General features: G+C 37.5%; 9 protein-coding genes. All 9 read right to left on the bottom strand.

Features of this window, described 5'->3' with window-relative positions:
• Positions 1-6: 6 nt before the first annotated feature.
• The 9 genes from GI584_RS07975 to GI584_RS07935 all read right to left on the bottom strand — a co-directional run bounded on the left by GI584_RS07975 (position 7) and on the right by GI584_RS07935 (position 15,283).
• The gene (locus tag GI584_RS07975; protein WP_153790891.1) at positions 7-1,497 is read right to left on the bottom strand and encodes a response regulator transcription factor; all 1,491 of its coding nucleotides are present in this window, start codon (positions 1,495-1,497) and stop codon (positions 7-9) included.
• A complete protein-coding gene (locus GI584_RS07970; RefSeq protein WP_153790890.1) occupies positions 1,494-3,302 on the bottom strand; it encodes a cache domain-containing sensor histidine kinase in 1,809 nt (602 codons plus the stop codon). The genes GI584_RS07975 and GI584_RS07970 overlap by 4 nt, the downstream gene beginning before the upstream one ends.
• Positions 3,303-3,413: 111 nt before the next feature.
• Positions 3,414-5,672 carry a glycosyl hydrolase family 95 catalytic domain-containing protein gene (locus tag GI584_RS07965; protein WP_153790889.1) on the bottom strand — a complete coding sequence of 753 codons (2,259 nt, stop codon included), beginning with the start codon at positions 5,670-5,672 and terminating at the stop codon, positions 3,414-3,416.
• A 6-nt stretch (positions 5,673-5,678) separates the two neighbouring features.
• Positions 5,679-8,474: a glycoside hydrolase family 3 C-terminal domain-containing protein gene (locus GI584_RS07960; protein ID WP_194842158.1), complete on the bottom strand. Its 2,796-nt coding sequence runs from the start codon at positions 8,472-8,474 to the stop codon at positions 5,679-5,681.
• A gap of 668 nt (positions 8,475-9,142) precedes the next feature.
• Positions 9,143-9,928 (bottom strand): Nif3-like dinuclear metal center hexameric protein, encoded by a 786-nt coding sequence (locus tag GI584_RS07955; RefSeq protein WP_228552364.1) that lies wholly within the window; start codon positions 9,926-9,928, stop codon positions 9,143-9,145.
• A 549-nt stretch (positions 9,929-10,477) separates the two neighbouring features.
• On the bottom strand, positions 10,478-11,470 hold the full coding sequence (locus tag GI584_RS07950; RefSeq protein WP_153790887.1) for an endo-1,4-beta-xylanase: 993 nt from the start codon (positions 11,468-11,470) through the stop codon (positions 10,478-10,480).
• A 19-nt stretch (positions 11,471-11,489) separates the two neighbouring features.
• The gene (locus GI584_RS07945) at positions 11,490-12,380 is read right to left on the bottom strand and encodes a carbohydrate ABC transporter permease (protein WP_100362515.1); all 891 of its coding nucleotides are present in this window, start codon (positions 12,378-12,380) and stop codon (positions 11,490-11,492) included.
• 39 nt (positions 12,381-12,419) lie between these two features.
• On the bottom strand, positions 12,420-13,280 hold the full coding sequence (locus GI584_RS07940; protein ID WP_407647415.1) for an ABC transporter permease: 861 nt from the start codon (positions 13,278-13,280) through the stop codon (positions 12,420-12,422).
• Positions 13,281-13,558: 278 nt separating this feature from the next.
• Positions 13,559-15,283 (bottom strand): extracellular solute-binding protein, encoded by a 1,725-nt coding sequence (locus GI584_RS07935; protein ID WP_153790886.1) that lies wholly within the window; start codon positions 15,281-15,283, stop codon positions 13,559-13,561.
• Between the last annotated feature and the right edge of the window lie 101 nt (positions 15,284-15,384).

Genomic DNA, 15,384 nt, shown 5'->3' with positions numbered 1-15,384 from the left:
TCTCCTTTAAGCGTGTTGTTTCCGATGTCTTTTCTGAAACTCTTTTGGACTAACACCTACATATTTTTTAAACTTCTTATAGAAGTAATCATTATTGGAATAGCCAACTTTCTCCGAAACTTCATATACTTTCAGATCTTCTTCAACTAAGAAATACTTTGCTTTTTCCATTCTGACAATATCCAGATAACGATGGAAATAATTCCCTGTTTGCTTCTTGAATTTTTTACCTAAATAAGAGCGATTGTAATTGAACAAATCAGCAATTACCTTTAAATTTAAATCTTTATAATAGAATTTTTCGACAAACTCAATGATTTTCTCAATCGTATTCTCTGCATTACAAGCAAACCCAATAATTTCAGAAGCGGTCTGGCTTAGCAGATTCTTTAAAGAAGACAGCAGTTCTTGTAATGTCTGAGAATCACAGATAATCTTTGCCATTTCTTCATTGGACGGAATATGAATGTCCGTGTTTGCTTTAGATAATTTCGTATAGATATCTTTTGTGATTTCAATTAATTCTGTCACAATACGTCGTGATTGATATTGATTGGCCTGATAGTACTTCTCTATTTCATCAAAATAACAATCTAGCTTATTATCATCTTCAAACTCAATCGAACGACATACTTCCTCGATCCAATCTTCTGCTAAATAATGATTCTCTGAAACAAGTTCTTTGTTAGATAAAATTGTTGTATTTCCATAACTGAAGTGTAAACGATGCAATTGTTTAAGCTGGTTGACGATTACTGGTAGCTTTTCAATGGTTGTACCTTCTTCCATAAATTGAAATTGATGATGTTTGGTAGCCATTAGCCGGCTTGACGATAGAAATAACCGCTTTATAGAAGCAACATCACAATCTTTAAATAGAAGATACATTACTTGATCGATCCAAACATATTTATATAGTTGATCCGTATCTATCTTTCCTTCCACCCAGCTTTTTTCCGGCTGGTCAATAAATGTGACACTGGCTATACGGAAGGTACCGTCTTGATATTGTTTCAACCAGCTGTTATTCTTTTTTCTCCCCTGTAAAAACTCCTTCCACTCTTCCATCTCTGTCATTGTCTCATACTCGTTTATTTGTGAATGGAGCAAATTTTCGCTCATACACTTTTTTTGAAGATGTTGAATAAGTGGAATTAATTCCTCTTCATCAACTGGTTTCAACAAATAGGATTCCATCCCAAGTCGAATAGACTGCTGTGCATAAGAAAAATTGGAATAGCCGGATAACACAACAAACTTACAAGAATAGCCTTCTTGCTTCGCTTGCTTCACCATATCAATCCCACTTAACCCAGGCATCCGAATATCTACAAAAACAACATCTGGTCTTAATGTTCTTATTTTTTCTAACCCGACTTTGCCATTTTCCGCTGTCCCTACAACTTGATAGCCATAATCATTCCACTCGATAACGGAAGTAAGGCCCTCTCTTATCAACGGTTCATCGTCTACAAATAATACTTTTAACACACTCATCCTACCCCCTTCTCATGTTGATTATTTTTTATTTTAGGAATTTTGAGAGACATCGTTGTACCTAATCCCTCAATACTTTCCATATCTATCCCATATTTGTCTCCATAATACAGCCTTAGCCGCTGATGTACATTGTGTAAACCAATACGGTTACCTTCCGAATGATAATCCTCATCATTTAGGAGATCTCTGATTTCTGCTACAGTTTCTTTCGAAATACCGACACCATTATCCTTCACTTCAACCTGAAGATACTTATCTTCCTCTTCCATGGTTATCTTAATAAAACCTCGGTCTTCTTTTGGTTCTAAACCGTGTATGATAGCATTTTCTACAATGGGCTGGATCAATAACGGAAATATATAATAGTCTTTCACTGAATCTTCCACTTCTAGTTGATAACTGAATTTGTCGCCAAAACGTAATGTTTGAATTTCAAGATAATGGTTCATTAGTTCTATCTCATCTGTAATCGGTACTGGACGATCTGTTCTTTCTAATGCAGATCGCATCATTTTACTTAGCATTTTTACGATTTTTGCGACTTCCGGATCTTTATTTAAAACTGCTTTCATCCGAATCATTTCTAATGTATTGTAAAGAAAATGCGGATTTATCTGGCTTGCAAGCATTTTAAAGTCCATTTCTTTTTGTTTGCGCTTCCATGTTTCTTCTTTAATTTTATGAATATAGACTTCATCAATAATTTTTTGGACACTTTGAGAGGTTGTTGCTAAGTCACGGTATACTTCACTGATTTCATCGTGTCCTTCTACTATCTTTTTAACTTGGAAGTTACCTTTTGCTACTTGATACATCGTTTGTCTTAATTGCTGAATCCGTTTATGGAAACCTCTTATGAAGATCCCTATTAAAAGAATCGATATGGATAATGCACCAATAATCACCAAAAAACCTCGTACATAGATAGCATTTGGTTCCTTCATAACTTCGTCGACCGGAATAACAGAAGATACTTGAAAACTATTATCTAATGATTTTTCAGGTTGAAAGTCGTGCACATTTACTTTGACATGTTCACCTTGAAACTCTCTATCCATAACGAAATTACCCATTTGCTCATCATCCTGATTGAAAAATGTTGCTTTTTCTCCAATATATGTACGCTCTGTATTATATACGATGGTTTCTCGATCTAATGTAATAATTGCTTGATATGGTTCTCCCTCTGCTACTGATTTCAGCATATCTGGGGAGACATAAATGGCTAATACCCCAAGCAAGTCATTACTTTGACCATAGACCGCTCTGGTTAATGCTAATAATTTCTGACCAGTCCAGTAATCTTCCATATAGACCCATGATAAACGCCCACTTTTAGAAACGGCTTCTTGGTACCAGTCTTCCTGCTTTACTATGGAGTCTGCATAAATAAAATGCGAATCCGTTATCATATCTTTGTTCATAAAGAATTGGATCGTTTCTATTTCATCATAATATTTCAGGAAATCATCAAAAACCGGATAGCGATTATATGCATTGTAGATCTCTAATGTCGACTCATATTCATTTTCTAATAACTCTTTCATATTTTGATTAATATAAACCATATCTGCAATACTAATCACACGATTAAAGATGGTTTGTAAGCGTAACTCGAGTTTATCAACATTTGATTCTGCTTCACTTAATGAGTTGTTTAATACAATATCTCTTGTGCTATAGTTCAAATATGCACCAACTAATAGAATAGGTATAGCTGTGACAATCAGATAAATGCCTAACAATTTATGCTTTACTTTTAAAAAGTTAAATAAAGACATGATTTTTTTCTTTAGAAACATTTGCTCTCCCTCCTGTCACAGCTTTTTATTACTCATTTATTATCAAGGTTTTCTCCATTTGTTTCAATTATTTTTTCATTTACTCCCTATCCCCGGTACCAAGTTGATACGCTACTTTAACAGATTCATTACGAATGAAACTTGTTTATTTTGCTGTAAGGTCACACGTTGATTATTTTCCTCAACCTCCGGATAAAGCGGGAAATATAGCTTTACCTCCTGATCGATTTTACTTACTATTTGTAGCTTGAGTTGTTGTGCCTCTGTATCCCAGGTCAATCTATGAACTATTATTTGATTTGGCAGACAGATCCCTTTGATCTCTCCTTTTGGTAAGGAGGGAGGAAGTGCACCCAGCAATGTTAACCTGCCATTACTGAAATCGGCTAACATTTCATGAACGACTTGTGGTAACGCTCCATTGCCATCAACATTGAAGATTTCCTGCTCATTATAATGTGACATCATCAACGAAGAATAGAAGCAATTATGATCGATCAGTAAACGGAAGATGTCATCAATTAACTCAGGCATATGGAATTGGGTAGCACATAATGCAGAGTGCATTCGGCCATGTGTAGAAGATGTATCGGCCTCTTCATTTAACAGCCATGCTTCCAAACGTTTATCAAATGCCGTTCTAGCCGCTTGCCACATGGCTGGGTCTGTTTCATTATTGAACTCCCTGCTTTGAAATACAGGATACAAGTGAGAAAAATGACGATGGTTATAATTTTCTCCTTTGTCCGGTGTTAACCATTCTTTCAATGCACCATCTTCATTCACTTGATAAGAAGGCATTTTCCCCAGCATATCTTGGCATCGTTTTACCTTCGCTTCCGGATAACCTAAGATTTGATAAGCCACACGCAAGTTGGTTAATACTTCCTTCGCAACTGCTACATCTTGTGTGGCATTATCAGCCGCCCCATTTTCCGCTGAATAGGAAGGGGTAAAACGATAGGTTCCATCCGGATCCTCCATCAGGAAATCATTGTAAAACAGAACAATGTCTTCTAAGAAAGGCACGACTTCATGTTGTAAAAACAGCTTATCACCAGTAAAACGGTAATATTGATAATACCAATGCGCTAGCCAGCCGGCACCACATGTCCATAAATGTAAAGGCCATACCTGATTCCAATGAACATGCTTTCCACTATTACTAGAATGGATCGCTGCCATCACACCTCGTGCGCCATAATATTTCTGGGCATTTTCGCGAAAGCCTGGCATTAACTCTTTTATTAAGCGGAAAAAACCTTCCAATCCTTCTAATAGATTACTAGAAAGTGCAGCGGCAATCGATAGCTCAACGTTAGTATCAAAAGTGAAATCACCGCTCCATGCCGGCTCAAACGTGCCTGTCCAGATCCCTTGTAAATTCGGCGTTAACTCCCCAGCACTGCAAATATACATATAGCGGCCGGCATCATACATTTTTTCCAATAAAACAGGTGTGATCTGCCTCTGTTGTTTTGCTTTCTCTACTAATGACCAGATTGGTTGTTGACGCTCTTGATCTGTCGCCAATGTCAGCTCTACTCGTTCGAACATTTCCTGATGAATTGCCACATGTTTGGCAAAAAGAGTAGAATAATCTTCTGAATAGCTTAACGGCTTTCTGATTACCTTACGGTCTGTTTTCTCTTTGTACGGAGTAATATCCATTCGTATCAGGACTGGATTTTCGCTATTTACCTCAAAACCTACTGTATGGGAAAGAAGTTTCGCTCCTTCAGTAATTACGTCAATAAACACATCATATCCAGCTTCGCTATAACAATAATCAAAATGTGTATGAATCGTTTGCTGGTCAACTATACTCGATTGTTTTATTTTTGGATGTTGATAGTCTTCTAATTTTATCGTGTAACAACCTGGACTTAGATAATAGATGATTTGATTACAATCTTGTGATACAAAAGTTTTTCTCAAGTATGGTTGTTCGTTTACTTGATAGGAAACGCTAAGCTCTCCTGTCTGGTAATTGATGCTCCGTTTGTAATCTGTGTAGTTCTGGTGATCGGTTTCAATATGCAAATGGAAGCCTGGATGTGATGGATCACTCATCGTTAAGCCCTGGTAGCCAAGTTCTTTCGCTCTTTCATAATAGAAGTGAATCGCTTGTTTGTATCCTTGTTCCCGGATAATCTTTCGCGTTTCTTCTAGGTGCGGTGCCATATTAGGTAAATCGTAGCTGTTGCCTTGTGGTAAATAAAGCCGGCAATGATTGCCGATGATCGTATCATGTACGGGATCCCCCAATACCATCACACCATGGCTGCCATTCCCGCTTACTAATGCATCCTCCCATTTAGAGGCAGGTTGATCCGTCCAGATACCTCGTTTAGGTAATTGGTTCAGCAAGGATCCTCACCCTTCCATTAATTGTATTGATTGTATCGATAGCTGACTCATTTCCAGAATGATATCTATTGGATCACTATCCTGTGAATGGAAATCTATCATTTGATCTGTCCATTGATCCACATCGATTTTTTGCGTAGTGACCGGTGACTTTTCACGGTCATTTACATAAACGCTTAACTGACCAGACGCACCTTTTACTCTTACTTTCAATTTGACATTTGATTGATGTTGTACATTGCGAAACAGAATCCACCCTTGTTGATCAGCTGTCACACAAGGTCTTTCCCTTTCCCCTTTAGTTAACGTAATATGCTTATAATCATCATAGTTCTCTGCTGGTGTTAGTTGCTCTAGGGAACGTCCAGTGATCACTTCTCCTTTAATCGTTACTGGAGCGGAAGTGTAGACAAATTGCTCACTTGACTGTCCAATATGTAAAAGAACCGTTCCTTGTTCCAGTACAAACTGATTCGATCTGACATCAAATACTTTTAATTGATCCGTATCAATCGATAATGTTACCTGTTTTTCCTCTTCTGGTAGTAAAAAGACTTTTTCAAAAGCGACCAATTGTTTATTGGCTCTCGAATAGTAGCCGCCCGTTACACTTGCATACACTTGAGCAACTTCTGATCTATTAAAATCGCTTTCATTTTTTATGGTAAATGTAACGGACAGTTGTTCATTCTCCGTTATCACATATTTATCAATAATAACATCCTGATAAGTAACAGTGCCATAACTTAGACCATGACCAAATGGGTACAAAGTATTGTCATCAGCATATTGATAGGTTCGCTTCCCTTTGCGAATATCATAATCTGTTATTTCAGGTAATCGGTTGGCATCCCGGTACCACGTCATGCTTAGTTTACCTGAAGGATTATTGTCACCGAAGATTGTTGCAGCCAAGCTGTGACCTAGCTCTTGTGATCCATGTGAGCTGTATATAATTGCAGGAATGTGATCTTGTTCCCAGTTTATTGCAAATGGATAACTTCCAATCACAACCAGAACCATGTTCGGATTTGCTTGATAAACTGCCTGAACTAGACGCTGTTGGTAGTCTGCCAGTTTAATATCTTCTCGATCTTCTGTTTCTTTTCCATTAATCATTGGATGATTCCCAACACAGACAACCGCCACATCACTTTCTTTTGCACAGGCTGCAGCTTCTTCTATGCCATTTTCAATGACCTTTTTCTCAAAAAGGGTAGCATCGTTTTCGCTCACTATCACTTTATCTTCTTCTATTGTTATCGGGTAACCGTTCCAGCTGCTTAATCTATACAAATCCTGATCATTAGCCGTAACGTTTATTTTTTCACGGTTAAACCAGTCAAAAATTTCCTCTTTTGTTGCGGAAAATGTTTGGCCTTTATCCATTTGTGTCAAATAGCGATTCGTTTTCACACTTTTAAAAACATGCCAGCCATTTCCCCAGTCTTCATCTACTAAAGCAGCATGACTCTCATCATCTTGCGTAATGATCCAATGATTTTCATCATTAACTCCTAAATGATCGGAGGATAACTTCGGTTGCCAAACAATGCGATCAAACCCATCATGATAGGAAATATCTAGATCTGGAATGTGTTCTTTGATACCTGCTAATGGAGTTACCTTATACGGTGGGTACCCTGTATACCAATCGCGAAAAACATCGTTAGCTGTCGGTCCGATAACCGCAAGCTTTTCCAGCTTATTTTCACATAAAGGTAAAAACTCCCGGTCATTTTTTAATAATACGATCGATTCATCGGTTGCTTTACGAGCAAGCTTACTATGATTATCACTGCACATTACATCTAGTGGTAAGTTATGATAAGGGTTTCGACTGGTATCCTCATCAAAGTGGCCTAAACGAAAACGCACTTTTAACATCCGATGGATAGCACGGTCGATATCTTCCGGTTCGATTAATTGTTTGTCCAGTGCGTCCTTTGCTGCTTCCTCGACGATTTCCTTACGATCTACAAAACAATCAATTCCTTTTTTTAAAGCATCTGCTAATGCTTCTTCAAAGGTGTCATAATATTGATACTCTTCCACATTTAATGTCAAGGCACCGCCATCACTGACAATGAATCCATCCATACCCCATTCATCTCGGACAATTTCTTCGATTTCATGTATTTGCATGCATGGGATCCCATTGACACCATTATAGGCCGTCATCATCGATAGAGCATTCGCTTCTTTAAATGCAGGTTCAAACGCTTTTAAATAATATTCTTTTCTATTGCGTAAATCAATACTGTTCGATGTATCTTCGCGCCCTTTTTCATGATTATTCCCATAAAAATGCTTCGGTGCGGCGACAAGTTTTACATAAAAGGGATCATCTCCTTGCATTCCTTTTATCAGTTCTTTAGACAGTTGACCAGTTAAATAGGGATCTTCTCCATATGCTTCTTCTGTCCGTCCCCAACGAGGATCACGTTCCATATCAATTGTAGGTGCCCACAACGTTAGACCCGTTTTTTCATTCTGGAGTTGATAGAAAACTCTTGCTTCATCTCCTATCGCGCTTCCTACCTGATGGATTAATGCTTTGTTCCATGTACTGGATAGTCCGATTGGCTGTGGAAATACGGTCGCTTTACCACCTGCTCGATCGACTACTCCGTGTGCTGCTTCTCCACCTACTGCATATTCTTTTATTCCTAACCTCGGTATTGCGCTTTGACTGGTACTTAACAGCGATATTTTCTCTTCTAACGTTAGCGCTTCCATTAATATCGATAAACGTTTTTCCAAAGATAAAGATGGTGATTGAATCTTTTCTACTGTACTCAAAAAACCACACCTTCCCATAGATTTTGATCCTCACTCTCAAGGAAATCGGTTTCCTTTTTTAGCTAATGAAGTTGTCAAAGATAATATTTGAATCATGTTTATTATAAATAAATTAAATTAAAAAAGCAATGACAAATGAGGAAGGGACATATCATTTTCATTCTGATAACAGGAATATCAATATGGGCTTCCTTAGATCATATCAGATTCTCCTCCTTGATATAACCGTTTTATCCAAGGAAGGGAAAGCTTTTTCCAAGGAGTAAGGGGAGCGCTTCCTGGGATTTCTGCTTCCCTTTCTTGGATATAATCGTTTATCCAAGGATGGGAGAGTTTTTTCCAAGGAGCAAGGGGAGCGCTTCCTGGGATTTCTGCTTCCCTTTCTTGGATATAATCGTTTATCCAAGGATGGGAGAGTTTTTTCCAAGGAGCAAGGGGAGCGCTTCCTGGGATTTCTGCTTCCTCTCCTTAGATAACCGTTTATCCAAGGAAGAGAAATACGCATCCAATGAACAAAAAAACGAACATTAAAATGAATGTTCTTTTTTTGTCACAAATCAAATATACTTCTGTCTCATTTCATTACTGTAGTTATTTACAAAAATGAAACGATTGAGAGTTACATCCTGTTATCATTAAATAATTGTGTTCATCCCATGTTCTCCTTGTTACAATAATTGAAACCGACTTGTCGTTGGTAAAAACGTAACTGGAACCGATTGAAATTTAGCTTGTAATCGGGTAGCCAACCATTTCATACCTGGATCTTCACTTTCTGCATGACCGAGCTGAATTATTCCTTTAGAAACACCTTGCTGCAGTATATCCCAGACCAATTCAGGTGTTTCCCATTCCGGACCTTCTCCGTAAATAACAAGGTCAACCTTATCTAATAAAGGAATAGTTGATGCCCCACCCCCACGGTATCCAACAAGTACAGCAATATTTTCACAGTTCATGTGTTTATTGCCGACAAAACGTAAATTTTCTATAGCTAGTTTCTCTTTTAAATGGGCGGCAATCCCCACTAGTGTTGCTTTAGGGATTTGGACAATACTGTATGCTAGTTGTTGCTCGACTACAAACTGCTTCCACTCCAGTTCTTCTATTAAGCCTTCCGTGATACCGTCTGGTTGGTAACGATGAACCGCGTCATGATTACGATAAATAGCTAGATTGGTTTGAGCAATAATTGATTTCTTTTGTTCTATGAAGCTGTTGTTTTTTTCTAATGTTTCGTTGGAATGGTGTTGATAAAAAAGGGCTTCATGTGTGATCAACAAATTAGCTTTGATATCAATAGCTTTTTGAATCACATCGATACTGGGCATAAAACTGACAGCTATCCCCTTTACTTCCTCTTCCCTATTCCCATATTTCAAACCGTCAACAGTTGAAGAATCAAGCGTAACCCCCTCTTTAATCTGATCGATAACATCTTGGACAGTAATCATAATTTCCGTCTCCTTTCTAAAAACTAATTTCTCTCTTACCATTCAAGGGAACTACTTGAATGGACTTCTTTGCTCCCTTGCACCGAGGAAGCCTGCTACGAAGCGTTACTAGAAGACACAGGTGCATCACGGGGTCTTCGGACACGTGCTGGTCCCGTAGGAGTCTGCACACTATTCTGAGCTGCGGAAAAATGCGACACTCCTGGGGGGAACAGCGCGAGCTGAAGATCCCGCAGGTAGCGTTTTTCTGCTGAGGAAGCTGAAGCCGTGCCCCCGGAAAGGGAGTATTTTTCCAAAGCGACGAACTTACACTCAACTCAAAAAAGAATAGAAGAAAGCAAATTCACATAACTGTTACTTCGCAGTTTATGTATTTTGTACTATAAATAAGTTCTCTACTTGATTCATCACAGAAAGGTATAAACCCGTTTCATTTTAAGATTGAAACGAGTTTATACCTGTTTGGAGGATGGTTATCACGGTGCTAACCATGCAAGACCCACACTTATGGAAGTCTCCCTATATCAATAATTTGAGAATATAGAACGTTTAATTTTGTATGATCTTCTGAAATACTTCTTTCGGCTGTTGGTATTCATCAAACAGGAACGGCCAGTTTTTGCGCCCTTTCACCGGGAAATCATCCAGCCATGTATAATCATCAGCCACTCCCCAGAACGTCACTGCACCGATATGATCCTTATATTCTTTAAAGACTTCGAAGAATTTTAGATACCGCTCGGTTTGCAATGCTTTCATTTCTTCTGTTGGTTTGGTTAGATCTGTCCGCTTATCATCAAATGCAAACATCGATACATCCATCTCGGTAATTTGTACTTCCACACCTAATGATGCATACTTTTCAATTGCCTGACGGATATTATCTAGGTCTGGATCATAAATATTCCAATGAGCTTGCATGCCGACTCCATGAACTGGAACATCTTTTTCCTTTAATTGTTTAACTAATTGATAGATTTTATCGCGTTTGGCAGGATTTGATTCGTTGTAATCATTGTATAGTAACGTTGCATCTGGATCTGCCAAATGTGCATATTCAAATGCTTTCTCAATAAATGATGCTCCAAGAACCTGATACCATTTGGAGTCACGATAGAACCTGTTCTCTTCGTCGGCAATCACTTCATTTACAACATCCCAACTGTAAATTTTACCTTTATACCTGCCAACAACAGTATCGATATGACCTTTCATTCTTCTTAACAAAGTCTCAGCATCTACAAGACTACCATTTTGTTCAAAAAGCCAATCACTCGTTTGATTATGCCATACTAATGTGTGACCTCTCATTGCTTTCTGATGTTTTTCAGCAAAGGCTAATATTTGGTCACTAATTTCAAACGTGTATTCGTCTTCATTTGGTTGAAGGCTCTCAAACTTCATTTCATTTTCTGCTGTTAAACTATTAAAATGGTTTTTGATTACCTCCTCTGATGACTGCATCGTACGTTGATTTATCGCAGCTCCAATTTTGAAATCTTTCTCAAATTGCTGATAAAGACTTGGTACTTGTTTTGTCATTAGAAAAACTCCTTTACATCTATTTTACTGCTCCAAGTGTCATCCCTTTAACAAAGTATCGTTGCAAGAATGGATAAACCATAATAATTGGTAGACTTGCTACGATTGTCATTGTAGCTTGAATGGATTTAGGTGTTACCATATTATTACCACCATCCGCTGAATTTGCAAATGCGGATGCCATATCTCCACTAGCCGTGGTACTCGAGTTTTGTAATATTTTCATTAATTCATATTGCAAAGTCGTTAGGTGTTCCTGACTTGAATTGTACAGGAATACATCGAACCACTGATTCCATTGAAATACTGCCACAAACAAAGCTACTGTAGCTAATACTGGTAATGATAAAGGTAAAACGATTTTGAAAAATATTCTAAAATCGCCTGCACCATCGATTCGAGCAGATTCAAAGATACTAGTTGGTAATCCCTCTATAAAGGACCTCATAATAATTAAGTTAAAAGCACTTATTAATGTTGGTAATATATATACCCAAAAGGATCCGATTAGTTGTAGGTCTCTCATTAATAGGAAAGTAGGAATTAAACCACCATTAAAATACATCGTCATAATGAAAATAATCGTTACAGAGCGTTTGAACATAAATTTTGGTTGTGCAATCGCATATGCTACCATTGCTGTACAAAAAAGACCCACACCAGCACCAATTATCGTCCGTAATACAGAAATAAAAATAGCCTGATAAATCGCCGCTTTATCAAATACATGCTCGTAGTTATTCCAGGTAAACTCCCTCGGCCATAAATAAATAGATCCCTTAACAGAATCTGTCGCTTCATTTAATGAAATTGCTAACTGATTTAAAAACGGATAAAGCATAAAAATACACAATACAACCAGAAAAGTTATATTACATGTATCAAAAATAATATCTTCCTTAGTTCGCATAAACCCTGCTCTTTTACGTTTGAACAATTTGCATACCTCCTAGTAAAGCCCGCCTTGGCCCATTTTCTTAGACAATGAATTTGCCGCAATTAAGAATATAAAGCTTATAACGGTTTTAAACATGCCTGCTGCTGTTGCTAATGAGAAATTAAACATGGAAATACCATATTTAATTACAAAGACGTCAATATTTTCCGAGTATTCAACGTTTTGTCCATTTCCGAGTAAATACTGTGGTTCAAAACCAGCCTCTAAGATATAGCCGATATTCATAATTAATAAAACTATTATTACTGACTTCATACCTGGTATAGTGATATGCAAAATACGTTGTATCCTTGAAGCGCCATCAATTTTAGCTGCTTCGTACTGTTCTTGATCAATCATTGAAATAGCTGCTAAGTATATGATGGCGTTCCATCCAACATTTTTCCAAGTTTCAGCAGCACCTAATATACCCCAAAAATATTCCCCAACTCCTAACCATAATATTTCTTTATCAATTAGACCTAAACTAGTTAATATGTCATTTACTATTCCTTCTATCGAAAGTACAGAAGATACTAATGCAGCCGCTACAACCCATGATAGAAAATGAGGTAAGTAACTGATTGTTTGTACTACTCTTTTAAATTTCATATTAGATAGTTCATTAATCAAAACTGCAAGTGTTATTGCTGTAATAAAACCCAACACTAAGTTTATTAAGCTTTGTGCTAAGGTGTTACGGAGTACGCCTAAAAATCTATCATCCGTAAATAGAAATAGAAAATGCTTAAATCCCACCCATTCTTGTTCTGTAAAACTTAGAGCAGGCTTGTAATTCTGAAAGGCCATTGTCCAGCCCCATACCGGTAAATATTTAAATATAAATACCCAGATAACAAATGGTACTGTCATCCACAATAGAGCTTGTTGCTGCTTACATCTTTTTAGAAAACCTTTAATTCCTTTTGGTTCAGACTCTGTTAATGATTTTGATTTTAATATATTAGTTTGACCTGCCAAAGATATTCCCCCTCTTCTATATTTATCTTTATGTTTTCGGACCATTAGGCAAACAGAATGCTTGCCTAATGCTCGACATTCGTAGCATTCAAATAGAGAATGGTCCGAAAACAACAAAGCTATCATTTTTTTTAAAAACGGAAGGCTGTGTAGTCAGCCTTCCTCTTTTTTTATTCAGCTGCCTCAGCGGCTTTTTCAGCAATTTCCACTTTACGTTCTACTGATTCTTGAATAACTTGTTCGTATTCTTCATATGGAAGACCTTCGAATTCATCTAAGTAAGCTTCCCATTGAGTACTGAACTCACCAGGATCAGCAAAAATAATCTCTGGGTACTTACGTTTCATTAAATCGTCTAATTGTTGTTCATACAACTGAGCAGGAGTACCTGTTTCAATAGGTGTGTCCCATGCAGGGAACCATGGTCTTTCATCTGGTTCAGAGAATAATTCTGTAAACGTTTCTATTCCGTATGCTTCAAGGAATTCTTTATCTCCCTCGTCATACATCAGTGTTGCGACTTCTGGCTGTTTTGGTGGTTCCACAGCGTTACCGTCTGGATATAGACCATTCATTCTTGGCCAGCCCCACTCAAAGTAACTAAATCCAAATTCATCTCTGAACTCAGTATTTCTAGTTTCAGCAATTTGTTCTTCGGTACGATAATAGCGACCATCATCTTCTATCTCGTAAGTCTCACCTTCAACACCCCAAGTAACAAGTTTTTGCGTTTCTTCTTTAGCAATATGGTCTAAATATTTAATAATTCGTACTTGGTCTTCCTCTGAAGTGCCTGTAGTTATACCCATACCAGGAGAAGCCGCAAAACCAACTGGATCTAAATATTGATCTTTTATGCCTTCCTCAAAAACTACCGGAAATGCCATGTAGTCATTATAAAAATCTTCATCTTGATAAAGTGTGTCAAGTGCTTGACCTACCTGCCAACGATAATCAAAGAAACCTACGACACGCCCCGAAGTAATTTTCGCTAAATATTCATCATAATTTTGTGTAAATGCTTCTTGGTCGAATAATCCAGCTGCATTTACCTCGTTTAATTTCTCTAACCAACGTTCTGTCTCAGGTTTGTTACCATATACACTTACATCTAAAGTTTCCGTATCTACCATGATACCACCGTCATTCGGATAACCTGCTAAGTGGTTTGGTTGATTAGATAATGCAAAGAATCTCCAATCGTGCGTTAACGCTGTAAAACCGATTGTGTTCGCACCATCAATTTGAGGATTAGCTTCTGTATATTCTGCAATGATATCGAAATAGTCATCCAAAGTTTCTGGTTGTGGATAGTCTAGTTCACGTAAAACATCTCGTTTAATCCACCAGCCACCTTGCTCAAGGTTTGCAGGCTTAACAAAACCATGTGATGCACCAGAAGGGATAATGTAAATATTTCCGTCATCACGTTTCATAAATTCTAAATAAGGTCCATACATCTCCATAATGTTTGGTGCATGTTCTTCTAAAAGATCATTTAACGGTATAAATCCACCAGCATCAATAACTGCATCTGTTGATTGTTCTGCATTCAATAATTCTGGATACTCTCCACTAGCAATCATCGTTCCGATTTTTTGGTTTACATCACCAACAATGTGTTCGATGTCGAAATTAACACCTGTTTCTTCTTCAAACATCTTTCCTAGAGTTGTCTCTGATGTATTTATATCTTCTCCAGGGCCAGATCCATCAAAGAAATCGTAGGTATGAATTTCTCCATTACTTTCATTTTCTTCGTTATCTGACTCTTCAGTAGTATCATTTCCACTATCTGTTGAACCTGTTTCCTTGCTATCGTCGCTACAAGCTGCTAATACTAATAATAGGGCAGATAGTAAACTTAATAGCCATGCATTCTTTTTCCAATCCATAAACTAATTCCCCTTTCTTTTCTCAAAAATTTTTATTTCTATGATGATTAATTTGTAAGCACTTTCATTGTACCTTGTAGTAATTTCAAATGTTACCCCTC

The sequence above is a fragment of the Gracilibacillus salitolerans genome, from assembly GCF_009650095.1.
GTDB classification, from domain to species: domain Bacteria; phylum Bacillota; class Bacilli; order Bacillales; family Amphibacillaceae; genus Gracilibacillus; species Gracilibacillus salitolerans.
Note: the sequence above shows the minus strand (reverse complement) of the source record. Positions and strands in the feature narration are given on the sequence as shown.

Coding starts and splice junctions, on each gene's coding strand:
- GI584_RS07970 (WP_153790890.1), bottom strand. CDS start 3,302: ATGTTTCTAAAGAAAAAAATCATGTCTTTATTTAACTTTTTAAAAGTA.
- GI584_RS07935 (WP_153790886.1), bottom strand. CDS start 15,283: ATGGATTGGAAAAAGAATGCATGGCTATTAAGTTTACTATCTGCCCTA.
- GI584_RS07945 (WP_100362515.1), bottom strand. CDS start 12,380: ATGCGAACTAAGGAAGATATTATTTTTGATACATGTAATATAACTTTT.
- GI584_RS07940 (WP_407647415.1), bottom strand. CDS start 13,280: ATGACAGTACCATTTGTTATCTGGGTATTTATATTTAAATATTTACCG.
- GI584_RS07975 (WP_153790891.1), bottom strand. CDS start 1,497: ATGAGTGTGTTAAAAGTATTATTTGTAGACGATGAACCGTTGATAAGA.
- GI584_RS07950 (WP_153790887.1), bottom strand. CDS start 11,470: ATGACAAAACAAGTACCAAGTCTTTATCAGCAATTTGAGAAAGATTTC.
- GI584_RS07955 (WP_228552364.1), bottom strand. CDS start 9,928: ATGATTACTGTCCAAGATGTTATCGATCAGATTAAAGAGGGGGTTACG.